Source organism: Sphingomonas montanisoli (assembly GCF_008274695.1).
Lineage (GTDB): Bacteria > Pseudomonadota > Alphaproteobacteria > Sphingomonadales > Sphingomonadaceae > Rhizorhabdus > Rhizorhabdus montanisoli.
In genome coordinates this window covers 816,405-833,603 of the sequence record NZ_VTOU01000001.1, presented here as the reverse complement: position 1 = coordinate 833,603, position 17,199 = coordinate 816,405, and the positions used below count along the sequence as shown (strand labels likewise).

Below are 17,199 nucleotides of genomic sequence, written 5' to 3'. Positions count from 1 at the left end.
GGCGGCGCTCTAGCCCAAGAGTTTGGGCTTGCCAAGCCCACGCTTGCATGTTGCGCCGCCCACCCTACATTATCCCTTGTGATAGAGAAGAATCTGCCTTCCCCGCCCGCGCCGGACAGCGCGATCATCGCTGGAATCGCCGTTCCGCCCATTTCGCATGCGCGCTTTGCGATCGGCGACGTGGTGCAGCACCGCATCTTCGAGTTTCGCGGCGTCGTGTTCGATATCGATCCGGTGTTTGCCAACAGCGCGGAATGGTACGAATCGATTCCCGAAGACATGCGCCCGGCCAAGAACCAGCCCTTCTACCATCTCTTTGCGGAGAATGAGGAGGGCAGCTACGTCGCCTATGTCAGCCAGCAGAATCTGGTGCGCGACGACAGCGACGAACAGATCGAGCATCCGGCGATTGCGGGCCTGTTCGACGGATTCGCCGATGGGCGCTATAATCTGCGGCGCGAACACAGGCACTGATCCGGCCTTTCCGGGCAGGAAAGGCTGAATCTCTTCGTTGACAATCGGCCGCTCTGCCCATAGGGAGCCGGTCTTTCCGCGCGGAGGCAGATGGCCCTGGTCATCACGTTCGCGCTAACAGCTTTGAAGAAGTGATGAGGGCCATGTTCGCTATCGTGCGCACGGGCGGCAAGCAGTATCGCGTTGCCGCCGGAGACAAGATCGTCGTCGAGAAGATCGCGGGTGACGCGGGCTCGACCGTGTCGCTTAGCGACGTGCTTCTCGCTGGCGAGGGTTCGGATCTCAAGGACGTTTCGGGCCTGACCGTTTCGGCCGAGATCATCGCGCAGGCGAAGGCCGACAAGGTCATCGTCTTCAAGAAGCGTCGTCGCCACAACTATCGCCGCCGCAACGGCCACCGCCAGCAGCACACGATCCTCAAGATCACTGCAATCGGCTGACCCCGCGAAGCGAACCCAGGAGTTTAGACAATGGCACATAAGAAAGCAGGCGGTTCGTCGCGTAACGGTCGTGATTCGGCCGGCCGTCGCCTTGGCGTCAAGAAGTTCGGCGGTCAGGAAGTGATCGGCGGCAACATCATCATTCGTCAGCGCGGCACCCGCGTCTATCCGGCGGTCAACGTCGGCATGGGCAAGGATCATACGCTGTTCGCGCTCACCGATGGCCGCGTCCGTTTCCACGATGGCAAGCTCGGCCGCAAATATGTGAGCGTCGACGCGGTGGCCCAGGCGGCCGAATAACCGGCGATCCGAAATACGGGTCGCCTTGAGGGCGACCCGAGCACCCACTCAGATGGGCTGCAAGGGGAGGGTCTAGGACCGCTCCCCTTTTTCGTGTTTCCCTCAGCTTCGAAGCTGATTTCGGCTTGGTTTTTCAACGCCGAAAATTTTTGTCGCTCTCGTGTAACCTTTTGCGAGCAAAGGCGTTTTCGGGGCGGCGAGAGGGAGAGAATCCACGATGTTCGCACGGACTGAAAGGCTGCTGTTGCGGCCTGCATGGAGAGAAGATGCACCCGCGCTGGCGGCTGCGATCGCCGATTTCGCGGTGGTCAGCAAGCTCGCCCGCGCACCATGGCCTTATGGGCAGGCCGATGCCGAAGCGTTCGTTTCGGCAGAGCATGGGCCTTTGCCCAATTTCTTGATCTTCGCGCGCACCGGCGCGTCGCCGCGGCTGATCGGGGGAATCGCGCTCGATTCGGCCGATGACGGTATCGAACTGGGTTACTGGATCGCGCGCCCCTATTGGGGTCTGGGCTTCGCGACGGAGGCCGGACAGGCGGTGTGCGACATCGCCGATTCGAGCCTGCGTCTGCCCAATCTGGTCGCCGGCCATTTCGCCGACAATCCGGCGTCGGGCCGGGTGCTACGCAAGCTCGGTTTCGAGCCGACCGGTCGCACCGTTACGCGGCCCTGTCGTGCGCGGAGCAGCGTGGAGCCCTGCATCGAATATCGGCGCAAGGCCGGTAGTCGCGGCACGCCCCAGGACGGTGAAATGCATTATGATCGCGAGGATGCGCTGGCGGCCTGACAATGGTCGCCAGTAATCGCGCCAATTCGGTGACAGTCTCGGGTCTATCCTCTTTCACCGAAAGCCTCTAAAGCCGCTCAATATGCGGCGGGGGCGGTCGCGATTGGGGACATATCGATGCCGCAGCAGCGTGCACGACTGAACAATGTGGAAATGCGCAAAGTCGCACTGGATGCTGCCTGCGGGATTTTAACGGACGACGGGCCCCAGGCGGTGACGCTGACGGCGGTCGCGGCGCGCATCAACCGAACCCACGCCAATGTCCTGCATCATTTCGGTTCCGCCGAAGGGCTTCGTCGCGCGATGGCGGAGACGATGGCGACGCGAGTCGTCAGCACGATCGCGGCCGAAGTGCTGCGGATGCGCGAGACGGAGGACGATGCCCGCGCGGTGGTCGATCTCGTCTTCGACATCTTCGAACGCGAAGGTCTGTCGGCGCTGATGTCGTGGATGACATTGTCGCGCGACCATGCCGCGCTGTCGCCGATCCTCGAATCGCTCCACGATCTCGTCGAACAGCTGGGTGACCATCGCGGAGCGTCCGTGCGCCGGATCACCCAGGCGCTGGTCATGGGCGCGTTGGCCGACGGCCTGCTCGGCGCGCCGATCGCCAGCGCCCTCGAACTGCCGCGCGATGCGATGCGCGAGACGATGGCGATGCAGATCCAGCATATGCGGGGCTGGTGAACGTCGCCGAGGGTTCAATTCGCGCGCAGATAGTATAAAGGCGCGCGATGCATTTTCTAGATCAGGCCAAGATCTTCGTCCGTTCGGGCGCGGGTGGGCCGGGGGCGGTAAGCTTCCGGCGTGAAAAGTTCGTCGAATATGGCGGCCCCGACGGCGGCAATGGCGGCAAGGGCGGCGACATCATCTTCGAGGCGGTGGCCGGCCTCAACACGCTGATCGACTTCCGCTACACCCAGCATTTCCGCGCCCAGCGCGGCCATGGCGGCGCGGGTTCGAACCGCACCGGCGCGGGCGGCGACGATCTGGTCATCCAGGTGCCGATCGGCACGCAGATCCTGGCCGATGACGAGGAGCGGTCGCTGCTGCTCGATCTTACCAAGGCGGGTGAGCAGGTGCTGTTCCTGCGCGGCGGCGACGGCGGGCGCGGCAATGCCAGCTACAAGACGTCGACCAACCGCGCCCCGCGCCAGCACGGCACCGGCTGGCCCTATGAAGAGGCATGGGTCTGGCTGCGGCTCAAGCTGCTCGCCGATGCGGGCCTCGTCGGGCTGCCCAATGCCGGCAAGTCGACCTTCATCAACCAGGTGACGAACGCGCAGGCCAAGGTCGGCGCTTATGCCTTCACGACCACGCGGCCGCAGCTGGGCGTCGTGCGGCACAAGCAGCGCGAGTTCGTGGTCGCCGACATCCCCGGCCTGATCGAAGGTGCGGCCGACGGCGCGGGGATCGGCGATCGCTTCCTGGGCCATATCGAGCGGTGCCGCGTGCTGCTCCACCTCGTCGACGCCAATGACAAGGATGTCGCCGAAAGCTACCGCATCGTCCGCGACGAACTCGAAGCCTATGGCGCGGGTCTGGTCGACAAGCCGACGATCGTCGCGCTCAACAAGATCGACACGCTCGACGACGAGCTGATCGCCGCGCTCTCCGCCGAACTCGAAGAGGCGAGCGGCGGCACCGTGATCCCGATTTCGGGCGCGAGCGGGGTCGGCGTCGATTGGGTGCTGGACAAGCTGCTCGAAGCGATCGGCCCCGAAGCCGGCGTCGTCGACGATGGCGACGAGGGCGAGGACGTGATCGAATGGTCGCCGATCTGAACGGCGCGACCCGCTTCGCCCCCGCCGCCTGCCCGCGCCTGGTCATCAAGATCGGGTCGGCGCTGCTTGTCGATCCGGACGGCAAGGTGCGGCGCGACTGGCTGGAGGGCGTGGTCGCCGATATCGCGGCACGCCATGCGGCGGGGCAGCGGATCGCGGTCGTCTCCTCGGGCGCGATCGCGCTGGGCGCGCGCAGGCTGAAACTGCCCAAGGGGGGGCGCGCCAGCCTGGAGGATGCGCAGGCGGCCGCGGCGACCGGGCAGATCGCGCTGTCGCACTGCTGGGCCGAACTGCTGGGCGCGAAGGGGCTGACCGCCGCGCAGATCCTGGTGACGCTGGACGACCTCGAGGATCGCCGCCGCTTCCTCAACGCCGCGTCCACGCTCGATCGGCTGCTGAGCCTGGGCGTCGTGCCGGTGATCAACGAGAATGACTCGGTCGCGACCGAGGAGATACGGTTCGGCGACAATGATCGGCTCGCCGCGCGGATCGGGCAGGCGGCGGATGCGCAGGGCGTGATCCTGCTGTCCGATATCGACGGCCTCTACACCGCCAATCCCCACCGTGATCCGACCGCAAAGCTGGTGCCCGAAGTCGCCCGGATCGATGCGAAGATCCGCGCGATGGCCGATGGCGGTTCGGCGTCGGGCATGGGATCGGGGGGCATGATATCGAAGCTGGAGGCGGCGCGGATCGCGCAGGCATCGGGCGCGCACCTCGCGATCATCTCCGGCAAGCGCGATCATCCGCTCGCCGCTTATGATGCCGACGGGCGCGGCACCGTGTTCCTGGGCACCAAATCCGGATCGGCGCGCAAGGCGTGGCTGGCGGGACGGCTGACCGCCAAGGGCCGGATCGCGGTCGATGCCGGTGCCGCGACCGCGCTGACATCGGGCCGCAGCCTGCTGTCGGCGGGCGCGACCGGGATCGAGGGGCGCTTTGCGCGCGGCGACGTGATCAACATCGTCGGGCCCGATGGCGCGGTCCTCGCGCGCGGGCTGGCCGAGTATGACGCCGCCGATGCCGCCGCGATCGTGGGCAAGCGCCGCGACGAGCTGGAGGCGATATTGGGCTATGCGCCGCGCTCCACGATGGTCCACCGCGATCACATGGTGCTGCTGTGAGGATTGCGGTTACGGGCGGCACCGGCTTCCTGGGCGGCCACGTCCTGCGCGTCGCGGCGGAGCGGGGGCATGAGATCGTGGCGCTCACCCGCCGTGCGCAGCTGCCGCGCCCCAATGTCGAATGGATGCCGGGCACGCTGGAAAATGCCAAGGCGCTGATGGACCTGGTCGACGGCGCCGACGCGGTGATCCACATTGCGGGCGTGATCAACGCGCCGACGCTGGCCGGCTTTGTCGAGGGCAATGTCACCGGCACCGCGACCTTGGCGACGGCGTGCGAGGGCGTGGGCGTGAAGCGCTTCATCCACGTCTCGTCGCTGTCGGCGCGCGAGCCGGACCTGTCCAACTATGGCTGGTCGAAGGCGGCGTCGGAGGCGGTACTGCACCAGTCCGACCTCGCCTGGACGATCGTGCGCCCGCCCGCGATCCACGGCCCGGGCGATCGCGAGATGCTGGAGCTGTTCCGCTGGGCGAAGCGCGGCTTCCTGCCGCTGCCCCCGCGCGGCCGCCTGTCGATCATCGCGGCGGACGATCTGGCGCGGCTGTTGATCGACCTGATCGACGCCGACGAGACGATCGATCAGGTTTACGAACCCGATGATGGAGCCGCGCATGGCTATAGCCATCGCGAGTTCGGCCGGATGCTGGGCGAAGCGGTCGGCACCCCGCGCACACTCGTCCTCCCCGTCCCCCGCTTCGCGCTGCGCCTGGGCGCCTTCTACGAAGAACAACGTCGCGGCCCCTCCGCCAAGCTCACCGCAGACCGCGTTGCCTATTTCTGCCACCCCGACTGGGTGAGCGAGAAGCGCCCGCCCGCAAGCTTGTGGAGGGCGGAGTTGCCGGGTCTGGTGGGCCTGAAGGCGACCGCCGAAGCCTATCGCAAAGAGGGCTGGCTCTAGGCGCTCGTGATACGAGTCGCAGCGTCACGCTGGGCCGCGAAAGTTGTCAAAGTTGTCACTACGTCATCGCGGGAAATCAGTCCCCCGCGAGGTTGTTGCGATTCACTTGCAATAAGTGCGATGCCGCCGACAGTGAGAAAGAGCCGATGCGCGAGTGCGCTACGGCAGAATATATACTTGGTTTGTTCTGATTTGTCAAGGTTTGATCTTGGCGTCCTTCTGATGCCGAAGGGGCCATCCGATACAATTTGACGACATTAAGTTGTGACTCGATGAAACTGCGTTACTTTAAACAAATGACGCAAAAATCTAAACTCTTTGATCATCCAGATATCGAACTCCATAAAATGGAAGATGTCCCTCTCGATCGCGACATCTTCTTAATGGGTGATGAGTGGATGGCGGAATATTCCATTGCCATGCTAAAAGGAATTGCGGGTGGTGATTGGGATAATGTGGGATATATTTCCTACGCCTGCGCACGAAGTGTAAGTGCAGATGGAATTGAATTATCTTGGTATCCAAATATCTATGATAGATTCCACGAAGTTCGTGTAAATCTACCGCGCCGTCATTTTGTAGCCTGTACGGAAATGTGGCAATACGACGAGAAGCCTCGTATTTTTGTCAGTGCCCAATGGCTCGAAGATCTTCATCTTCGAGTTTTTTCGGTGTTTGCTCTTGTGGATGTGATTGGTGTCAGGCGGGCATTGCTAAATGGATCAATTACTAAAGAGAAACTTGCCGCGCTACAGGGGCGTATAGACGCCATCTCCGCAAATCATACAGACGTTTCTTTCGTATCCTTTGCGGATAGTTTGTTGCTTAAGACCAATTGGACGGTTGGGCAATGGGATCGACCCATAAAATACACTTACGAACCTGAGAAAATAATCAAGCTAATGCCCGAGTTGGTTAAGGCATATAAAGATGAGCTTGGGCTGTCTATATATGCAGTAGTTACCCAAGGGCAGAACGAGTTTTATGAAGATTCGTTGATTCATAAATCATCATCTGGGAATCATATATCTTTGAACAGCCTTGGGCTTCCATTCGCTCAGCTTCAATCAATAGAGTCTGCTGCAAAGCATGCTTCAAAGACGGGTGTTCATCAATTTTCTGAACTTTACATGGACGTGAGCTTTTTTAAATCACTAAAAATGAAGCATGATTTTAAGAAAGATCACATCCAGCAGTATCCCTACGTGCCTCCGATGGCTGATTATCCGTGCCAGTATGTATTGGGGACTTTTGATATGGTGATAAGCAATTTGCAGATTGAGGCTTGATACGCCGAATGAGGGAGTTCTGAGTGCCTGCGCTTCCTAAATCCCCGCCAGCTTCCGCAGCGCCTCGATCTTTCCCGCCTGCCGCCCATCCGCGTCGGCCAGTTTCACCGCAGCCATCCGCGCCAGCCACTCCTCGGCCTCCATCATCGACATGAACACGCGCAGATTCGGGTGGAGGAGGGTGCGGGAGGCTTGTTCGAAGTTTTCGGGGGTGCCGACGACGATGGCGGCATAGCCTTTGGTCTGCGCCATGCCGGCGCGCATGATCTCGACGAATTTCTCGTTCACATCCTCATGCTGGAGCGGGAAATCGAGCGATTCCACGAGGACGTCGAAATCGTCGCTGGCTGCGCCCGCGCGGTGCGCCGCGCTGACGAGGGCGGCGGCGAGGGCGGGGACGTTCTCCATTTCATAGAGCCCCTCCACATTGATGCGCAGGATGTTGGCATCGGCATCGTGAACGAAGCTGAACATCAATAATTGATCACGAAATGGCCGACGAACAGCACGAAGCTGAAGATCAGCCCGCCCAGCAGCACGCGATAGGCATAGCCGAGCAGCCGATACTTCTTGCGCGCGAGGACGCGGCCATTCTGGTAGATATCGTGCGCGAAGGCGGCATAGACGACGTCGCTGTCGCCGACCGAATCCAGGATCATCTGCACATATTGCTCCTCGGTCAGTTGGGTGAAGCTGCCGAAGAACAGCATGTTGGCGGGGCCGTCCGCCTTGGGCGGAACCTTGGTCGACGGCAGGACCGCCAGCACCGCGAGCAGCGCCGCGACGAAGGCCGATGCGCCCAGCACCAGAAGCGCCAGCGGCGCGCCGCCATCCGATTTCACCATGCCGATCGTGATCGTGAAGATCACGAAGGTGGCGCCCATCAGCATGCTCGCCTTCTGATCGGCCATCTGGCTGAGCTGATACTGGATCTGCTGGGTGGTGCGCAGCAGGTGAACCGCGTCGGGCGCGAAGGTGCCCTTGGGCTTGGGACGTGGCGGTTCGTCGTCGCGGCTCATCGGCTTCGTTTCCCCCCGGAAATGTGAAGCGAACGATGGCACTTCTTTGCCTGCGCGTCACCCCGGACGTGATGCGGTTGGCACGCATTTCCCACCTCCCTCGTCATTGCGAGCGGAGCGAAGCAATCCAGGCCCGCACTGGAGTGTGTCGCGAGCCTCTCATATGGGGGCCTGGATTGCCGCGTCGCCTTCGGCTCCTCGCAATGACGAGGTGAGAGGCGGGGTGGCGCACCGGCCTCCTTCTTATCCTCCCCCGCCAGGGGGAGGTGGCAGCGCCAGCTGACGGAGGGGGAGGATGCGATGAACTGGAGTTGGCCGTGACCTCCCCCTCCGTCGCCTTCGGCGACCCTCCCCCTGGCGGGGGAGGATAGATAAGGCGATCGTCACGTCGCCGCCCCGATCCCGCCGCATTCGCTTGGCAAGCCCGGTACGACCATCCTAAAGGACGCCCCATGAGCGACAGAGACGAGATTTTCGAAACGGTGGCCGAGCAGATCGCGCCGTTCAACAAGAAGGGCATCAAGCTCACCGACGCGACGACCTTCGCGGGCGATCTCGAATGGGACAGCCTGACCGTGATGGATTTCGTCGCCGCGATCGAGGACGAGTTCGACATCATCATCACGATGAACATGCAGGCCGAGATCGAGACGGTCGGCCAGCTGGTCGACGCCGTCGCCAAGCTCAAGGACTGACGCAAGACCGTGGTCGACCTCTTCACGAAATTCGATCCGCTGATCAACGAGCGCGAGGCGTTGCTCGCCACCGGCGTGCGCGATCCCTACGGCATCGTGATGGACAAGGTGCTGTCGCCGACCGAGGCGATGGTCAACGGTAAGCGCACCATCCTGCTCGGCACCTATAATTATATGGGGATGACGTTCGATCCGGACGTGATCGCCGCGGGCAAGGCCGCGCTCGACAAATTCGGGTCGGGGACGACGGGCAGCCGCGTCCTTAACGGCACCTATGCGGGCCACAAGGACTGCGAAGACGCGCTCAAGGAATATTATGGCGTCGACCACGCCATCGTCTTTTCGACCGGATATCAGGCCAATCTGGGCATGATTTCGGGCCTGGCGGGCAAGGGCGACTACATCATCCTCGACGCCGACAGCCATGCGTCGATCTATGACGGCTGCGCGATGGGCAAGGCCGAGGTCGTCCGTTTCCGCCACAACAGCGTCGAGGATCTCGACAAGCGCCTCGGCCGCCTGCCGGCGGAAGCCGGCAAGCTGGTGGTGCTGGAAGGCGTCTATTCGATGCTCGGCGACGTCGCCCCGCTGCCCGAAATGGTCAAGGTCGCCAAGAAGCATGGCGCGATGATCCTGTGCGACGAGGCGCATGGCATGGGCTTCTTCGGCCCCAATGGCCGCGGCGTCTATGAAGAGATGGGCTGCGAGAAGGATATCGACTTCGTCGTCGGCACCTTCTCCAAATCGGTCGGCACGGTCGGCGGCTTCTGCGTGTCGAACCATCCGAAGTTCGAGGTAATGCGCCTGGTCGCGCGGCCCTATATCTTCACCGCATCGCTGCCGCCGTCGGTGGTCGCGACCGCAGCGACCTCGATCCGCAAGCTGATGCACGCGGGCGAGAAGCGCGCGCATCTGTGGAAGAATTCGAAGCGGCTCCACCAGGGGCTGCGCGACATGGGCTACAAGCTGGGCACCGACACCGCGCAATCGGCGATCATCGCGGTGATCCTGACCGACATGGCGCAGGCCGTGTCGCTGTGGCAGGGGCTGCTGGAGGCGGGGCTGTATGTGAATACGGCGCGGCCGCCCGCGACGCCGGCAGGCATGTTCCTGCTCCGCTGCTCGCTGTGCGCAGAGCATACCGACGAGCAGGTGGGCGAGATCCTCGGCATGTTCGAACGCGCCGGCCGCGCGACGGGGGTCATTCCTTAACGTCTAAATCCTCTCCCGGAGGGAGAGGGGGACCGCGCCGAAGGCGTGGTGGAGAGGTATTGGCCGGCAACGGGACTGGGCGTTTGTGGAGAATACCCCTCCACCGGCTGCGCCGGTCCCCCTCCCCCTCCGGGGAAGGATCTAGGGCCGCAGTGCCGTTCGTCGAACTCCCTCCAATCCGTACTGGTCCCAAAGCTGGGACGTGCTAAACTGTGCGCATGGCGACATTTTCTCCCGCCGCGATCGACAAGGGGCTGCCACCGGCGCTGTTGCGGCTGGCGGCGGCTGTCATCGCGGCGTTGGCGGTGGTCGGGCTGCTGCTGGCGGTCGTCACGATGGTCGCGCGGTCGAATGCCGAGCGCGATCTGGCGCTCAAGCGCGAACAGCACAGCTATGACGTGATGGTGCTCACCCGCTCGCTCGACGCGTCGATCGCGCGGGCGGAGGCGGCGCTGGGGCGTTATGTGGTGAGCTCGGATCGGCGCACCGGCACGATCTTCTACGACGAATGGCGCCGCGCGAAGGCGCAGTTGCGCCAGTTGCGCGACCTAACCGCCGACGAGCCCGAACAGACCGCGCTGGTCGGCCGGCTCGGCACCGTGCTGGACGATCGCGAGCGCGAACTGGCGGCGGCGGCGGCCTTCGCGAACGTCCGCAAGGGCTGGTATGCCGTCGGCATGTTCGGCAAGGCGGGCGAGTCACCCAATGTCGGCCGCATCACGACATTGCTCAGCGAGATCGCCGCCAATGAGCGCGAGCGGCTGGGCCAGCGATCGCAGGCGACGATCTTTTCGGGCGAGCGGGCGAACAATTTCTCGACCCTGCTGTCGGTGCTGGGGCTGGGGATGGTCGCGGCCGCCCTGCTGCTCGGCTGGCTGGCGGCGGCGGCGGCTTCGGGGCGGCGATCGGCCGACGCGCTGGCCGAGGCCGAGGGCGATCGTGCGACCGCGCTCGAAACCGCGGTCGCCGAACGGACGCGCGAACTGCGCGAGGCCAATGCGCAACTGAAGGAAGAGGCCGAGACCCGCGCCCGCGCCGAGGCGCAGCTCGCCCAGGCGCAGAAGATGGAGGCGGTGGGCCAGCTGACCGGCGGGATCGCGCACGATTTCAACAATATGCTCGCGGTCGTCGTCGGCGGGCTCGACATGGCGCGGCGCAAGTTCGCGCAGAAATCGGACGAAACCGGCCAATATCTCGAAAGCGCGATGGAGGGGGCCGATCGCGCCTCTGCGCTGACCCGGCGGCTGCTGTCCTTCGCGCGGGCCGAGCCGTTGTTGCCCGACAGCGTCCACCCCGATCGGCTGGTGCAGGGGATGACCGACCTGCTCGATCGCACATTGGGCGAGCGGATCGCGGTGCACACCTCGTCGGGCAGCCGCGTCTGGCCGATCTGGGTCGACCGGCATCAGCTGGAAAATGCGATCCTCAACCTTGCGGTCAATGCGCGCGACGCGATGGAGGGCGAGGGGCGGCTCGACATCGACGTGCGCAACATCAGCGTGGGCGCGGGCGAAGAGGTCGTGGCCGGCGATTATGCGCGGATCGCCGTCACCGATACCGGCAGCGGCATGAGCGAGGCGGTGCGCGCCCGCGCTTTCGAGCCCTTCTTCACCACCAAGCCGGCGGGCAAGGGGACGGGGCTGGGGCTCAGCCAGATCTTCGGCCTCGTGCGCCAATCGGGCGGGGATATCCGGATCGAATCCGAACTCGGGCGGGGCACGACGATCTCGCTCTATTTCCCGCGCCACGCGACGGCGGCGGGGCGCCGCGAGCGGACGATCCCGCCGATCGCAACGCTGCCCGGCGGCGGCACGCTCGACGTGCTTATGGTGGAGGATGACAGCCGCGTCCACGCCGCGACCCGCGCCGCCCTAACCGAACTCGGCCACCGCGTCACGGGCTGTGCGAGCGGGCAGGAGGCGCTGGCGCTGCTCGAAGGCGGCATAAGGCTCGACCTGTTGATGACCGACGTGATGATGCCGGGGATGACCGGGCCGGAGCTGGTTGCGCGCGCGCATGCGGTGCGGCCCGACGTCGCGGTCTTGTTCGTCACCGGCTATGTCGGCGAGGCGGGGCAGGCCGACGATTTCGCAGGGCATGAGGTGCTGCGCAAGCCCTTCACGATCGCTGCGCTTGGCGGCGCGATCGACAAGGCGATGGCGCGGCAGGTGCGGGCGACGCCGGGCGTGGCGGCGGCCTGATTATTCCTCCCCCGCCAGGGGGGGGTGGCGCCGAAGGCGACGGAGGGGGAGGTCAGCGACCAACTCGAATGAGCCGCCGTCCTCCCCCTCCGTCAGCTTGCGCTGACACCTCCCCCTGGCGGGGGAGGATAAGAAGTTAGCGCACCGAACCCTTCATCAGCAGCTTCGGCAACAGGCTGATCGCGCCCAGGATCGGCCAGCGGCGTTGCCAGGGGCGGATGGTGATGGCGGCGTCGGCGTGGCGGTTGATCTTCCACGCGAGATAATCGATCCCGCCGGCATAGGTGGTCGTCGCCTTGGCGAGGCGGGCGAGGGTGAGCAGCTTGCCGTGGCGCTGCAGGCGCGGCCAGCGGCGGGGGGCGTCGGCGATCGGCTTCGCAATTGCAAGGGCGGCGGCGCCGAAGCGGGCATAGCGATCGGGGTCGGCATCGATGACGCTGTTGTTGCGGCCCTTGCGTTCGGCGCGAAGCTCGGCGCCATAAGTGAGTGCAAAGCCCTGCCGCCAGATATCGAGCGGATTATCGTTCGTCGCCATCGGCAGGGTGAGCGCGAACAAGGTGACGGGCGCCTGCGATATCGCCGCCACCGCCGTCCCGCGCGCCGCATCGTCGGCGGCCCACGCCAGCCGCGAGGGCTGCGCGAAGCGCGCCCACACCGACACGCTCGACGCTGGCGCGCGGTTGAGCGCGGCGAAGTCGGCTTCGCTCAACACCGCATATTTGGCGATGAGGCCGTCATGTTCGAACGGAAAGACGTTGGGCGGGATCTGCGCATTCGCCCAGGCGAGCCAGCCGCCACCATAGGCCGCGCGATAATCCGACACGATCAGGTAGAAATCGAGCATCAGCCCGTCGAGCCGCGTCTCGCGCAGGCACGATCCGTAGAAAAGAACGGCGCGTGCGGCGTGCGGATAACGTGCGGCAATCGCCGCCGCCATCGCGCTCACGGCCGGTTCGACGGGCAGGGCCAGCTCCTCCGCGACCAGAGCGGAGAGGGGGGATGTCACAAGATCAGGCCGCGAGCTTGACGAACGAAACCGGCGCGGTGGGGCGGAGCGTCAGCGCGCCGCCAGCGATCGGCTGGAAGATCTCGCCGTCGAGGATCACGCTGGAACGGTCGCCTTCGATGCGGATCTCGTCGCCCTGTTCGATATGGACGCCGTTGATGCGGTTGCGCCCGAACAGGCCGAACAGGCCCGCGCCGATCGCGCGGACGAGCGCCATCGGGCGCTGTTCGACTGCGATCATCTGCAGCATGCCGTTGGTCGTCCGGCCCAGATCGCTGCCCAGCAGGAGGCGGTGAAGCGTGGTAACGATCAGCACCGCGAACTTGCCCTGCAACTGGCCCTGACGAACCATCGTCACCTTCATCTGCGTCGCACGCGGCGGCAGGAAGGCGGCGGAAATGTTGAGGACGAGCGTGACGATCACGGCCAGCGCCGTCAGCACGTGGCTCAATCCGTTGGGCAGGCCCAGCGGGTAGATCTTGTTGCGGCAATAGAGGATCGAGTCGGCCAGCCCCGCACCGCCCAGGAACATGCCCAGCACCGGCTTGCCGGTCTCATGCCCCGACAGCGCGATCAGTTCGCGCACGACGACATGGTCGCCCATGTCGCTGCGGGCGATCTCCAGCACGCGCTTGAGCGCATCGATCGGATCGCCGACCGCGCCGAGATCGAGCGCGATCAGGTTGGTCTTGCCGTTGGGCAGCACCGCGACCGGGGGCGGCGATCCATCGAAATGGCCACCGAGATAAAGTTCGGTCAGCGCGGCCTGCACCGTGCCGTCGCCGCCATTGACGACCAGCACCTTGGGCTTCACCCGCGCGATCGTGCGCAGCGCCTCGCCGATCTGCTCGACGCTTTCGACCTCGTAGTGGAAAATCTCGCTATGCTGGGCGCAGAAGCTGCGCACCCGCGGCAACAGATGCTTGTTGCCCGTCGATCGCGGGTTCGAAAGAAGCGCGACTTCGACCATCAACGAGACGCCATGGCGACGGGGCCGATCGAGAAGCCCTGCCGATATTGCATCGTCACGGGCACACGACGCACGCCATTTTCGGTGCGGATCACCACCTTGTCGTAATCGGGCTTGAGCGAGAGCAGCGACAGTCGCGGATTGCGCGAGAAGCCGCCGCCGTCATTCCAGTTCGACTTCCCGCTGCCGTCGACATCGTGGCGGACCGCGATCGCATAATCGCCGGGTGCGGGCAGCGCCACGCACACCTCCATCACCCCACTGGGGGTGACGGGCAGTTCGATCCGCTTCATTTTCTTGCCCTTGGCCAGGAAGTCTTCGGGGTTGGCGCCATAGAGCTGGACCCTGAGGTCGCCCGTGCGCGCCTTGAACCCGTCGATGCTGACCAGCAGAGCGGGGCGGTTGGCACCGGGCGCGCAAGCGGCGGCCTCGGGACCGAGGATGGCGGCATGCGCGGGAAGGCCGACGCCGATGGCGCCAGCCACCGCGATCACCGCTCCCATCACTCCGCGTGCAAGTTTCGACATGACCTCTCAACTCCCGGAGGCTATAGCCCGCGCTCGAAGCGCATGGCCGGCACTCGCCTCCATGAGTCGACAGATGGGTCGCGATTGCGGCCAGAACATGGTCATGAGGCGTCTAAAAGTTGAGATTTGGCACGCTAACCGACCGTTATCTGGCCAGGTTGATCGCCACGCCGCTCATCGCGACGCTGGTGATCGCGGCCATGCTGCTCACGCTCGACAAGATGCTGCGCCTGTTCCAGTTCGTGGTTCAGGAAGGCGGCCCGGTCAGCGTGGTGTGGCGGATGCTCGCCAACCTGATTCCCGAATATATGTCGCTGGGTATCCCGATCGGGCTGATGCTGGGCTGCCTGCTCGCCTTCCGGCGCCTGGCCATGTCGTCGGAGCTGGACGTGATGCGCGGGGTCGGCATGGGCTATGTCCGCCTGCTGCGCGTGCCGTATGCCTATGCGATCGCGCTGGCGCTGCTCAACCTGGCGATCGTCGGCTTCATCCAGCCTTATTCGCGCTATGCCTATGAAGGCATACGGTTCGAACTGCGGTCTGGCGCGCTGGGCGCGTCGATCAAGGTCGGCGAGTTCACCAAGCTGGGCAAGGGGCTGACCGTTCGCATCGAGGATAGCCGTGACGGCGGGCGCGAGCTTTCGGGCATCTTCGTGATGAACGACTCCAAGGACGGCAAGAACCTGGCGGTCACCGCCGAGCATGGCCAGTTCCTGGCGACCGACGATCCCGACACGATCATCCTGCGCCTGCGCAACGGCGTGCTCGTCCACGACGCGCCGAACTTCAAGGAGCCGCGCGTCCTGAGCTTCGTCGGGCACGATCTGCCGATCGATCTGCCGAAGATGGAGGCGTTCCGCCAGCGGGGCGGCCGCGATCTGGAAATGACGATCCCCGAACTGGCGCGGGTCGCCCATGACGATCGCACGCCCGCGAAGGTGAAGGCCGAATATCGCGCCGAATATCATTTCCGCCTGGTCGAGGTGGCGACGATGTTCCTGCTGCCGATGCTGTCGCTGGCGCTCGCGATCCCGCCAAAGCGATCGTCCTCGGCGCTGGGCGTATTCGTGTCGATCGTGCTGCTGGTGACGCAGCACAAGATCAACGAATATGCCGCCTCTGTCGCCGCACTGGGCCGGATCGATCCGATCATCGCCTTGTGGGTGCCGTTCCTCGCCTTCGGGGCGCTGACGTGGTGGATGTTCCGCACGATCGCCTTCGTGCCGGGCGGGCAGCCGATCGGCGCGCTGGAGCGTGTCGCCGACAAGGGGCTCAAGATGCTGATGCGCTGGTTCAAGGCGGTTCGCAGGTATCTGCCGGCATGAAGCTCAACCTCAACTTCTTCACGTCGCGCACGCTGACCTTCTACATGATGCGCATGTTCCTGGTGCGGTCGGCCGCGGTGCTGGCGGCGCTGGTGATCGTGCTGATGGCGCTCGATCTGCTCGGGGAATCGGGGGATATTCTCGCGTGGCCGGGCAATGGCGACCATGAACTGTGGGTCTATACCACGCTGCGCGTGCCGCAGATCGTCCAGCGCTTCCTGCCCTTTGCGGCATTGCTGGGCACGCTGATCACGCTCGTCACGCTGAACCAGAACAGCGAGATCATCTCGATGAAGGCGGCGGGCGTCTCGGCGCACCAGATCCTGGCGCCGCTGGTGCTGGCGAGCATCGGCGTGGCCGCGCTCAGCTTCGCGTTCAACGAGCGTGTGGTGGCGCGCTCCACCGCGACGCTGACCGCGTGGCAGAACGCCAATTACGGGCCGATCCCGGTCGATCGCGGCGTCGTCGCGAATGTCTGGGTGCGCGATGGCGACGATCTGGTTCACGCGAACAGCGCCAGCGGACGGGGTGCGGCGACGCGGCTCGACGGCGTATCGATCTACGATCGCGACGGCGGCACATTGTTGTCGATCATCAAGGGCGCGCGCGCGATCCAGATTTCGGGCGGCTGGCGGGTCAGCGACGTGACGCGATTCGACGTGAAGCGCGGCGTGACCGAGAAGCTGCCTTATTTCGACTTCGCCAAGGGCGTGACGCCCGATCGCTTCACGCTGGCGGCGGTCGATCCCAACGCCAAGTCGCTGCCCGCCCTGCGCGACGCGATCGCCGATCTCGACGCCGCGGGGCGGCCGACCGGCACGCTGGAAGCCAATATGTGGCACAAGATTTCGGGGCCGCTGTCGGCGGTGCTGATGCCGTTGCTGGCGGGCGTCGCGGCGTTCGGCCTTGCGCGATCGGGGCGGCTGTTCATCCGCGCGGTGATCGGCATGGCGCTGGGCTTTGCTTATTTCGTGGCCGATAATTTCGCGCTCGCGATGGGCAATCTTGGCGCCTATCCGCCTATCCTGGCCGCGTGGGCGCCGTTCCTGCTGTTCCTGCTGATCGGCGAAACCGTCCTGATCCGGACGGAGGAGTAGCAACGTCATCCTCTCCCTGGCGGGGGAGGATAAGGAACATAGGTCGGTCG

The 17,199-nt window shown here is 64.6% G+C and carries 19 protein-coding genes; 14 read left to right on the top strand and 5 right to left on the bottom strand.

The window, feature by feature from the left end; translation table 11 throughout:
* Positions 1-93: 93 nt before the first annotated feature.
* The 9 genes from hspQ to FYJ91_RS04210 all read left to right on the top strand — a co-directional run bounded on the left by hspQ (position 94) and on the right by FYJ91_RS04210 (position 7,097).
* Entirely contained in the window at positions 94-474 is a 381-nt protein-coding gene (gene hspQ / locus FYJ91_RS04250) for a heat shock protein HspQ (RefSeq protein WP_425473984.1), read from the top strand.
* A gap of 143 nt (positions 475-617) precedes the next feature.
* The gene (rplU, locus tag FYJ91_RS04245; RefSeq protein ID WP_149521002.1) at positions 618-914 is read left to right on the top strand and encodes a 50S ribosomal protein L21; all 297 of its coding nucleotides are present in this window, start codon (positions 618-620) and stop codon (positions 912-914) included.
* Positions 915-944: 30 nt separating this feature from the next.
* Entirely contained in the window at positions 945-1,214 is a 270-nt protein-coding gene (rpmA, locus tag FYJ91_RS04240) for a 50S ribosomal protein L27 (protein WP_149521001.1), read from the top strand.
* Between the two features lie 217 nt (positions 1,215-1,431).
* Positions 1,432-2,001: a GNAT family N-acetyltransferase gene (locus FYJ91_RS04235; protein WP_149521000.1), complete on the top strand. Its 570-nt coding sequence runs from the start codon at positions 1,432-1,434 to the stop codon at positions 1,999-2,001.
* A gap of 117 nt (positions 2,002-2,118) precedes the next feature.
* Positions 2,119-2,688 carry a TetR/AcrR family transcriptional regulator gene (locus FYJ91_RS04230; RefSeq protein ID WP_149520999.1) on the top strand — a complete coding sequence of 190 codons (570 nt, stop codon included), beginning with the start codon at positions 2,119-2,121 and terminating at the stop codon, positions 2,686-2,688.
* A gap of 47 nt (positions 2,689-2,735) precedes the next feature.
* Positions 2,736-3,785 carry a GTPase ObgE gene (gene obgE, locus FYJ91_RS04225; protein WP_149520998.1) on the top strand — a complete coding sequence of 350 codons (1,050 nt, stop codon included), beginning with the start codon at positions 2,736-2,738 and terminating at the stop codon, positions 3,783-3,785.
* On the top strand, positions 3,770-4,909 hold the full coding sequence (proB, locus tag FYJ91_RS04220; protein WP_149520997.1) for a glutamate 5-kinase: 1,140 nt from the start codon (positions 3,770-3,772) through the stop codon (positions 4,907-4,909). Before obgE ends, proB begins: the two co-directional genes overlap by 16 nt.
* Complete coding sequence (locus FYJ91_RS04215; RefSeq protein WP_149520996.1) at positions 4,906-5,808, top strand: NAD-dependent epimerase/dehydratase family protein; 903 nt, start codon at positions 4,906-4,908, stop codon at positions 5,806-5,808. Before proB ends, FYJ91_RS04215 begins: the two co-directional genes overlap by 4 nt.
* Before the next feature lie 272 nt (positions 5,809-6,080).
* Positions 6,081-7,097, top strand: coding sequence for a hypothetical protein (locus FYJ91_RS04210; RefSeq protein ID WP_149520995.1), 1,017 nt, complete (start codon positions 6,081-6,083; stop codon positions 7,095-7,097).
* 36 nt (positions 7,098-7,133) lie between these two features.
* On the opposite strand, the gene FYJ91_RS04205 is transcribed toward FYJ91_RS04210, so the two are convergent.
* A complete protein-coding gene (locus FYJ91_RS04205; protein WP_149520994.1) occupies positions 7,134-7,571 on the bottom strand; it encodes a hypothetical protein in 438 nt (145 codons plus the stop codon).
* The gene (locus FYJ91_RS04200) at positions 7,571-8,116 is read right to left on the bottom strand and encodes a Pycsar system effector family protein (RefSeq protein ID WP_149520993.1); all 546 of its coding nucleotides are present in this window, start codon (positions 8,114-8,116) and stop codon (positions 7,571-7,573) included. The genes FYJ91_RS04205 and FYJ91_RS04200 overlap by 1 nt, the downstream gene beginning before the upstream one ends.
* 452 nt (positions 8,117-8,568) lie before the next feature.
* On the opposite strand from FYJ91_RS04200, the gene FYJ91_RS04195 reads away from it, so the two are divergent.
* The 3 genes from FYJ91_RS04195 to FYJ91_RS04185 all read left to right on the top strand — a co-directional run bounded on the left by FYJ91_RS04195 (position 8,569) and on the right by FYJ91_RS04185 (position 12,224).
* Positions 8,569-8,811: an acyl carrier protein gene (locus FYJ91_RS04195; protein ID WP_127741829.1), complete on the top strand. Its 243-nt coding sequence runs from the start codon at positions 8,569-8,571 to the stop codon at positions 8,809-8,811.
* Positions 8,812-8,820: 9 nt separating this feature from the next.
* Positions 8,821-10,023, top strand: a complete 1,203-nt coding sequence (spt, locus tag FYJ91_RS04190) for a serine palmitoyltransferase (protein ID WP_149520992.1) — start codon at positions 8,821-8,823, stop codon at positions 10,021-10,023.
* A gap of 218 nt (positions 10,024-10,241) precedes the next feature.
* On the top strand, positions 10,242-12,224 hold the full coding sequence (locus FYJ91_RS04185; protein WP_149520991.1) for an ATP-binding protein: 1,983 nt from the start codon (positions 10,242-10,244) through the stop codon (positions 12,222-12,224).
* 136 nt (positions 12,225-12,360) lie between these two features.
* Here FYJ91_RS04185 and FYJ91_RS04180 read toward each other — a convergent pair whose 3' ends face one another.
* The 3 genes from FYJ91_RS04180 to FYJ91_RS04170 are packed head-to-tail and all read right to left on the bottom strand — an operon-like array spanning position 12,361 to position 14,727.
* Positions 12,361-13,230, bottom strand: coding sequence for a hypothetical protein (locus FYJ91_RS04180; RefSeq protein WP_149520990.1), 870 nt, complete (start codon positions 13,228-13,230; stop codon positions 12,361-12,363).
* Between the two features lie 4 nt (positions 13,231-13,234).
* Positions 13,235-14,200, bottom strand: coding sequence for a diacylglycerol/lipid kinase family protein (locus tag FYJ91_RS04175; protein ID WP_149520989.1), 966 nt, complete (start codon positions 14,198-14,200; stop codon positions 13,235-13,237).
* Positions 14,200-14,727, bottom strand: a complete 528-nt coding sequence (locus FYJ91_RS04170; protein ID WP_149520988.1) for a DUF2141 domain-containing protein — start codon at positions 14,725-14,727, stop codon at positions 14,200-14,202. Before FYJ91_RS04170 ends, FYJ91_RS04175 begins: the two co-directional genes overlap by 1 nt.
* A gap of 119 nt (positions 14,728-14,846) precedes the next feature.
* Here FYJ91_RS04170 and lptF point away from each other — a divergent pair, with 119 nt between their 5' ends.
* Positions 14,847-16,052 carry an LPS export ABC transporter permease LptF gene (gene lptF, locus FYJ91_RS04165; RefSeq protein ID WP_149520987.1) on the top strand — a complete coding sequence of 402 codons (1,206 nt, stop codon included), beginning with the start codon at positions 14,847-14,849 and terminating at the stop codon, positions 16,050-16,052.
* Positions 16,049-17,149 (top strand): LPS export ABC transporter permease LptG, encoded by a 1,101-nt coding sequence (gene lptG / locus FYJ91_RS04160; protein ID WP_149520986.1) that lies wholly within the window; start codon positions 16,049-16,051, stop codon positions 17,147-17,149. The genes lptF and lptG overlap by 4 nt, the downstream gene beginning before the upstream one ends.
* Positions 17,150-17,199 lie beyond the last annotated feature (50 nt).

Bases quoted from the DNA above. Each gene is read 5' to 3' on its own strand.
- FYJ91_RS04210 (WP_149520995.1), top strand. From the start codon at position 6,081: ATGAAACTGCGTTACTTTAAACAAATGACGCAAAAATCTAAACTCTTT.
- FYJ91_RS04170 (WP_149520988.1), bottom strand. From the start codon at position 14,727: ATGTCGAAACTTGCACGCGGAGTGATGGGAGCGGTGATCGCGGTGGCT.
- rplU (WP_149521002.1), top strand. From the start codon at position 618: ATGTTCGCTATCGTGCGCACGGGCGGCAAGCAGTATCGCGTTGCCGCC.
- FYJ91_RS04230 (WP_149520999.1), top strand. From the start codon at position 2,119: ATGCCGCAGCAGCGTGCACGACTGAACAATGTGGAAATGCGCAAAGTC.
- FYJ91_RS04175 (WP_149520989.1), bottom strand. From the start codon at position 14,200: ATGGTCGAAGTCGCGCTTCTTTCGAACCCGCGATCGACGGGCAACAAG.
- FYJ91_RS04205 (WP_149520994.1), bottom strand. From the start codon at position 7,571: ATGTTCAGCTTCGTTCACGATGCCGATGCCAACATCCTGCGCATCAAT.
- rpmA (WP_149521001.1), top strand. From the start codon at position 945: ATGGCACATAAGAAAGCAGGCGGTTCGTCGCGTAACGGTCGTGATTCG.
- FYJ91_RS04200 (WP_149520993.1), bottom strand. From the start codon at position 8,116: ATGAGCCGCGACGACGAACCGCCACGTCCCAAGCCCAAGGGCACCTTC.
- obgE (WP_149520998.1), top strand. From the start codon at position 2,736: ATGCATTTTCTAGATCAGGCCAAGATCTTCGTCCGTTCGGGCGCGGGT.
- FYJ91_RS04185 (WP_149520991.1), top strand. From the start codon at position 10,242: ATGGCGACATTTTCTCCCGCCGCGATCGACAAGGGGCTGCCACCGGCG.
- FYJ91_RS04195 (WP_127741829.1), top strand. From the start codon at position 8,569: ATGAGCGACAGAGACGAGATTTTCGAAACGGTGGCCGAGCAGATCGCG.
- proB (WP_149520997.1), top strand. From the start codon at position 3,770: ATGGTCGCCGATCTGAACGGCGCGACCCGCTTCGCCCCCGCCGCCTGC.
- lptG (WP_149520986.1), top strand. From the start codon at position 16,049: ATGAAGCTCAACCTCAACTTCTTCACGTCGCGCACGCTGACCTTCTAC.
- FYJ91_RS04235 (WP_149521000.1), top strand. From the start codon at position 1,432: ATGTTCGCACGGACTGAAAGGCTGCTGTTGCGGCCTGCATGGAGAGAA.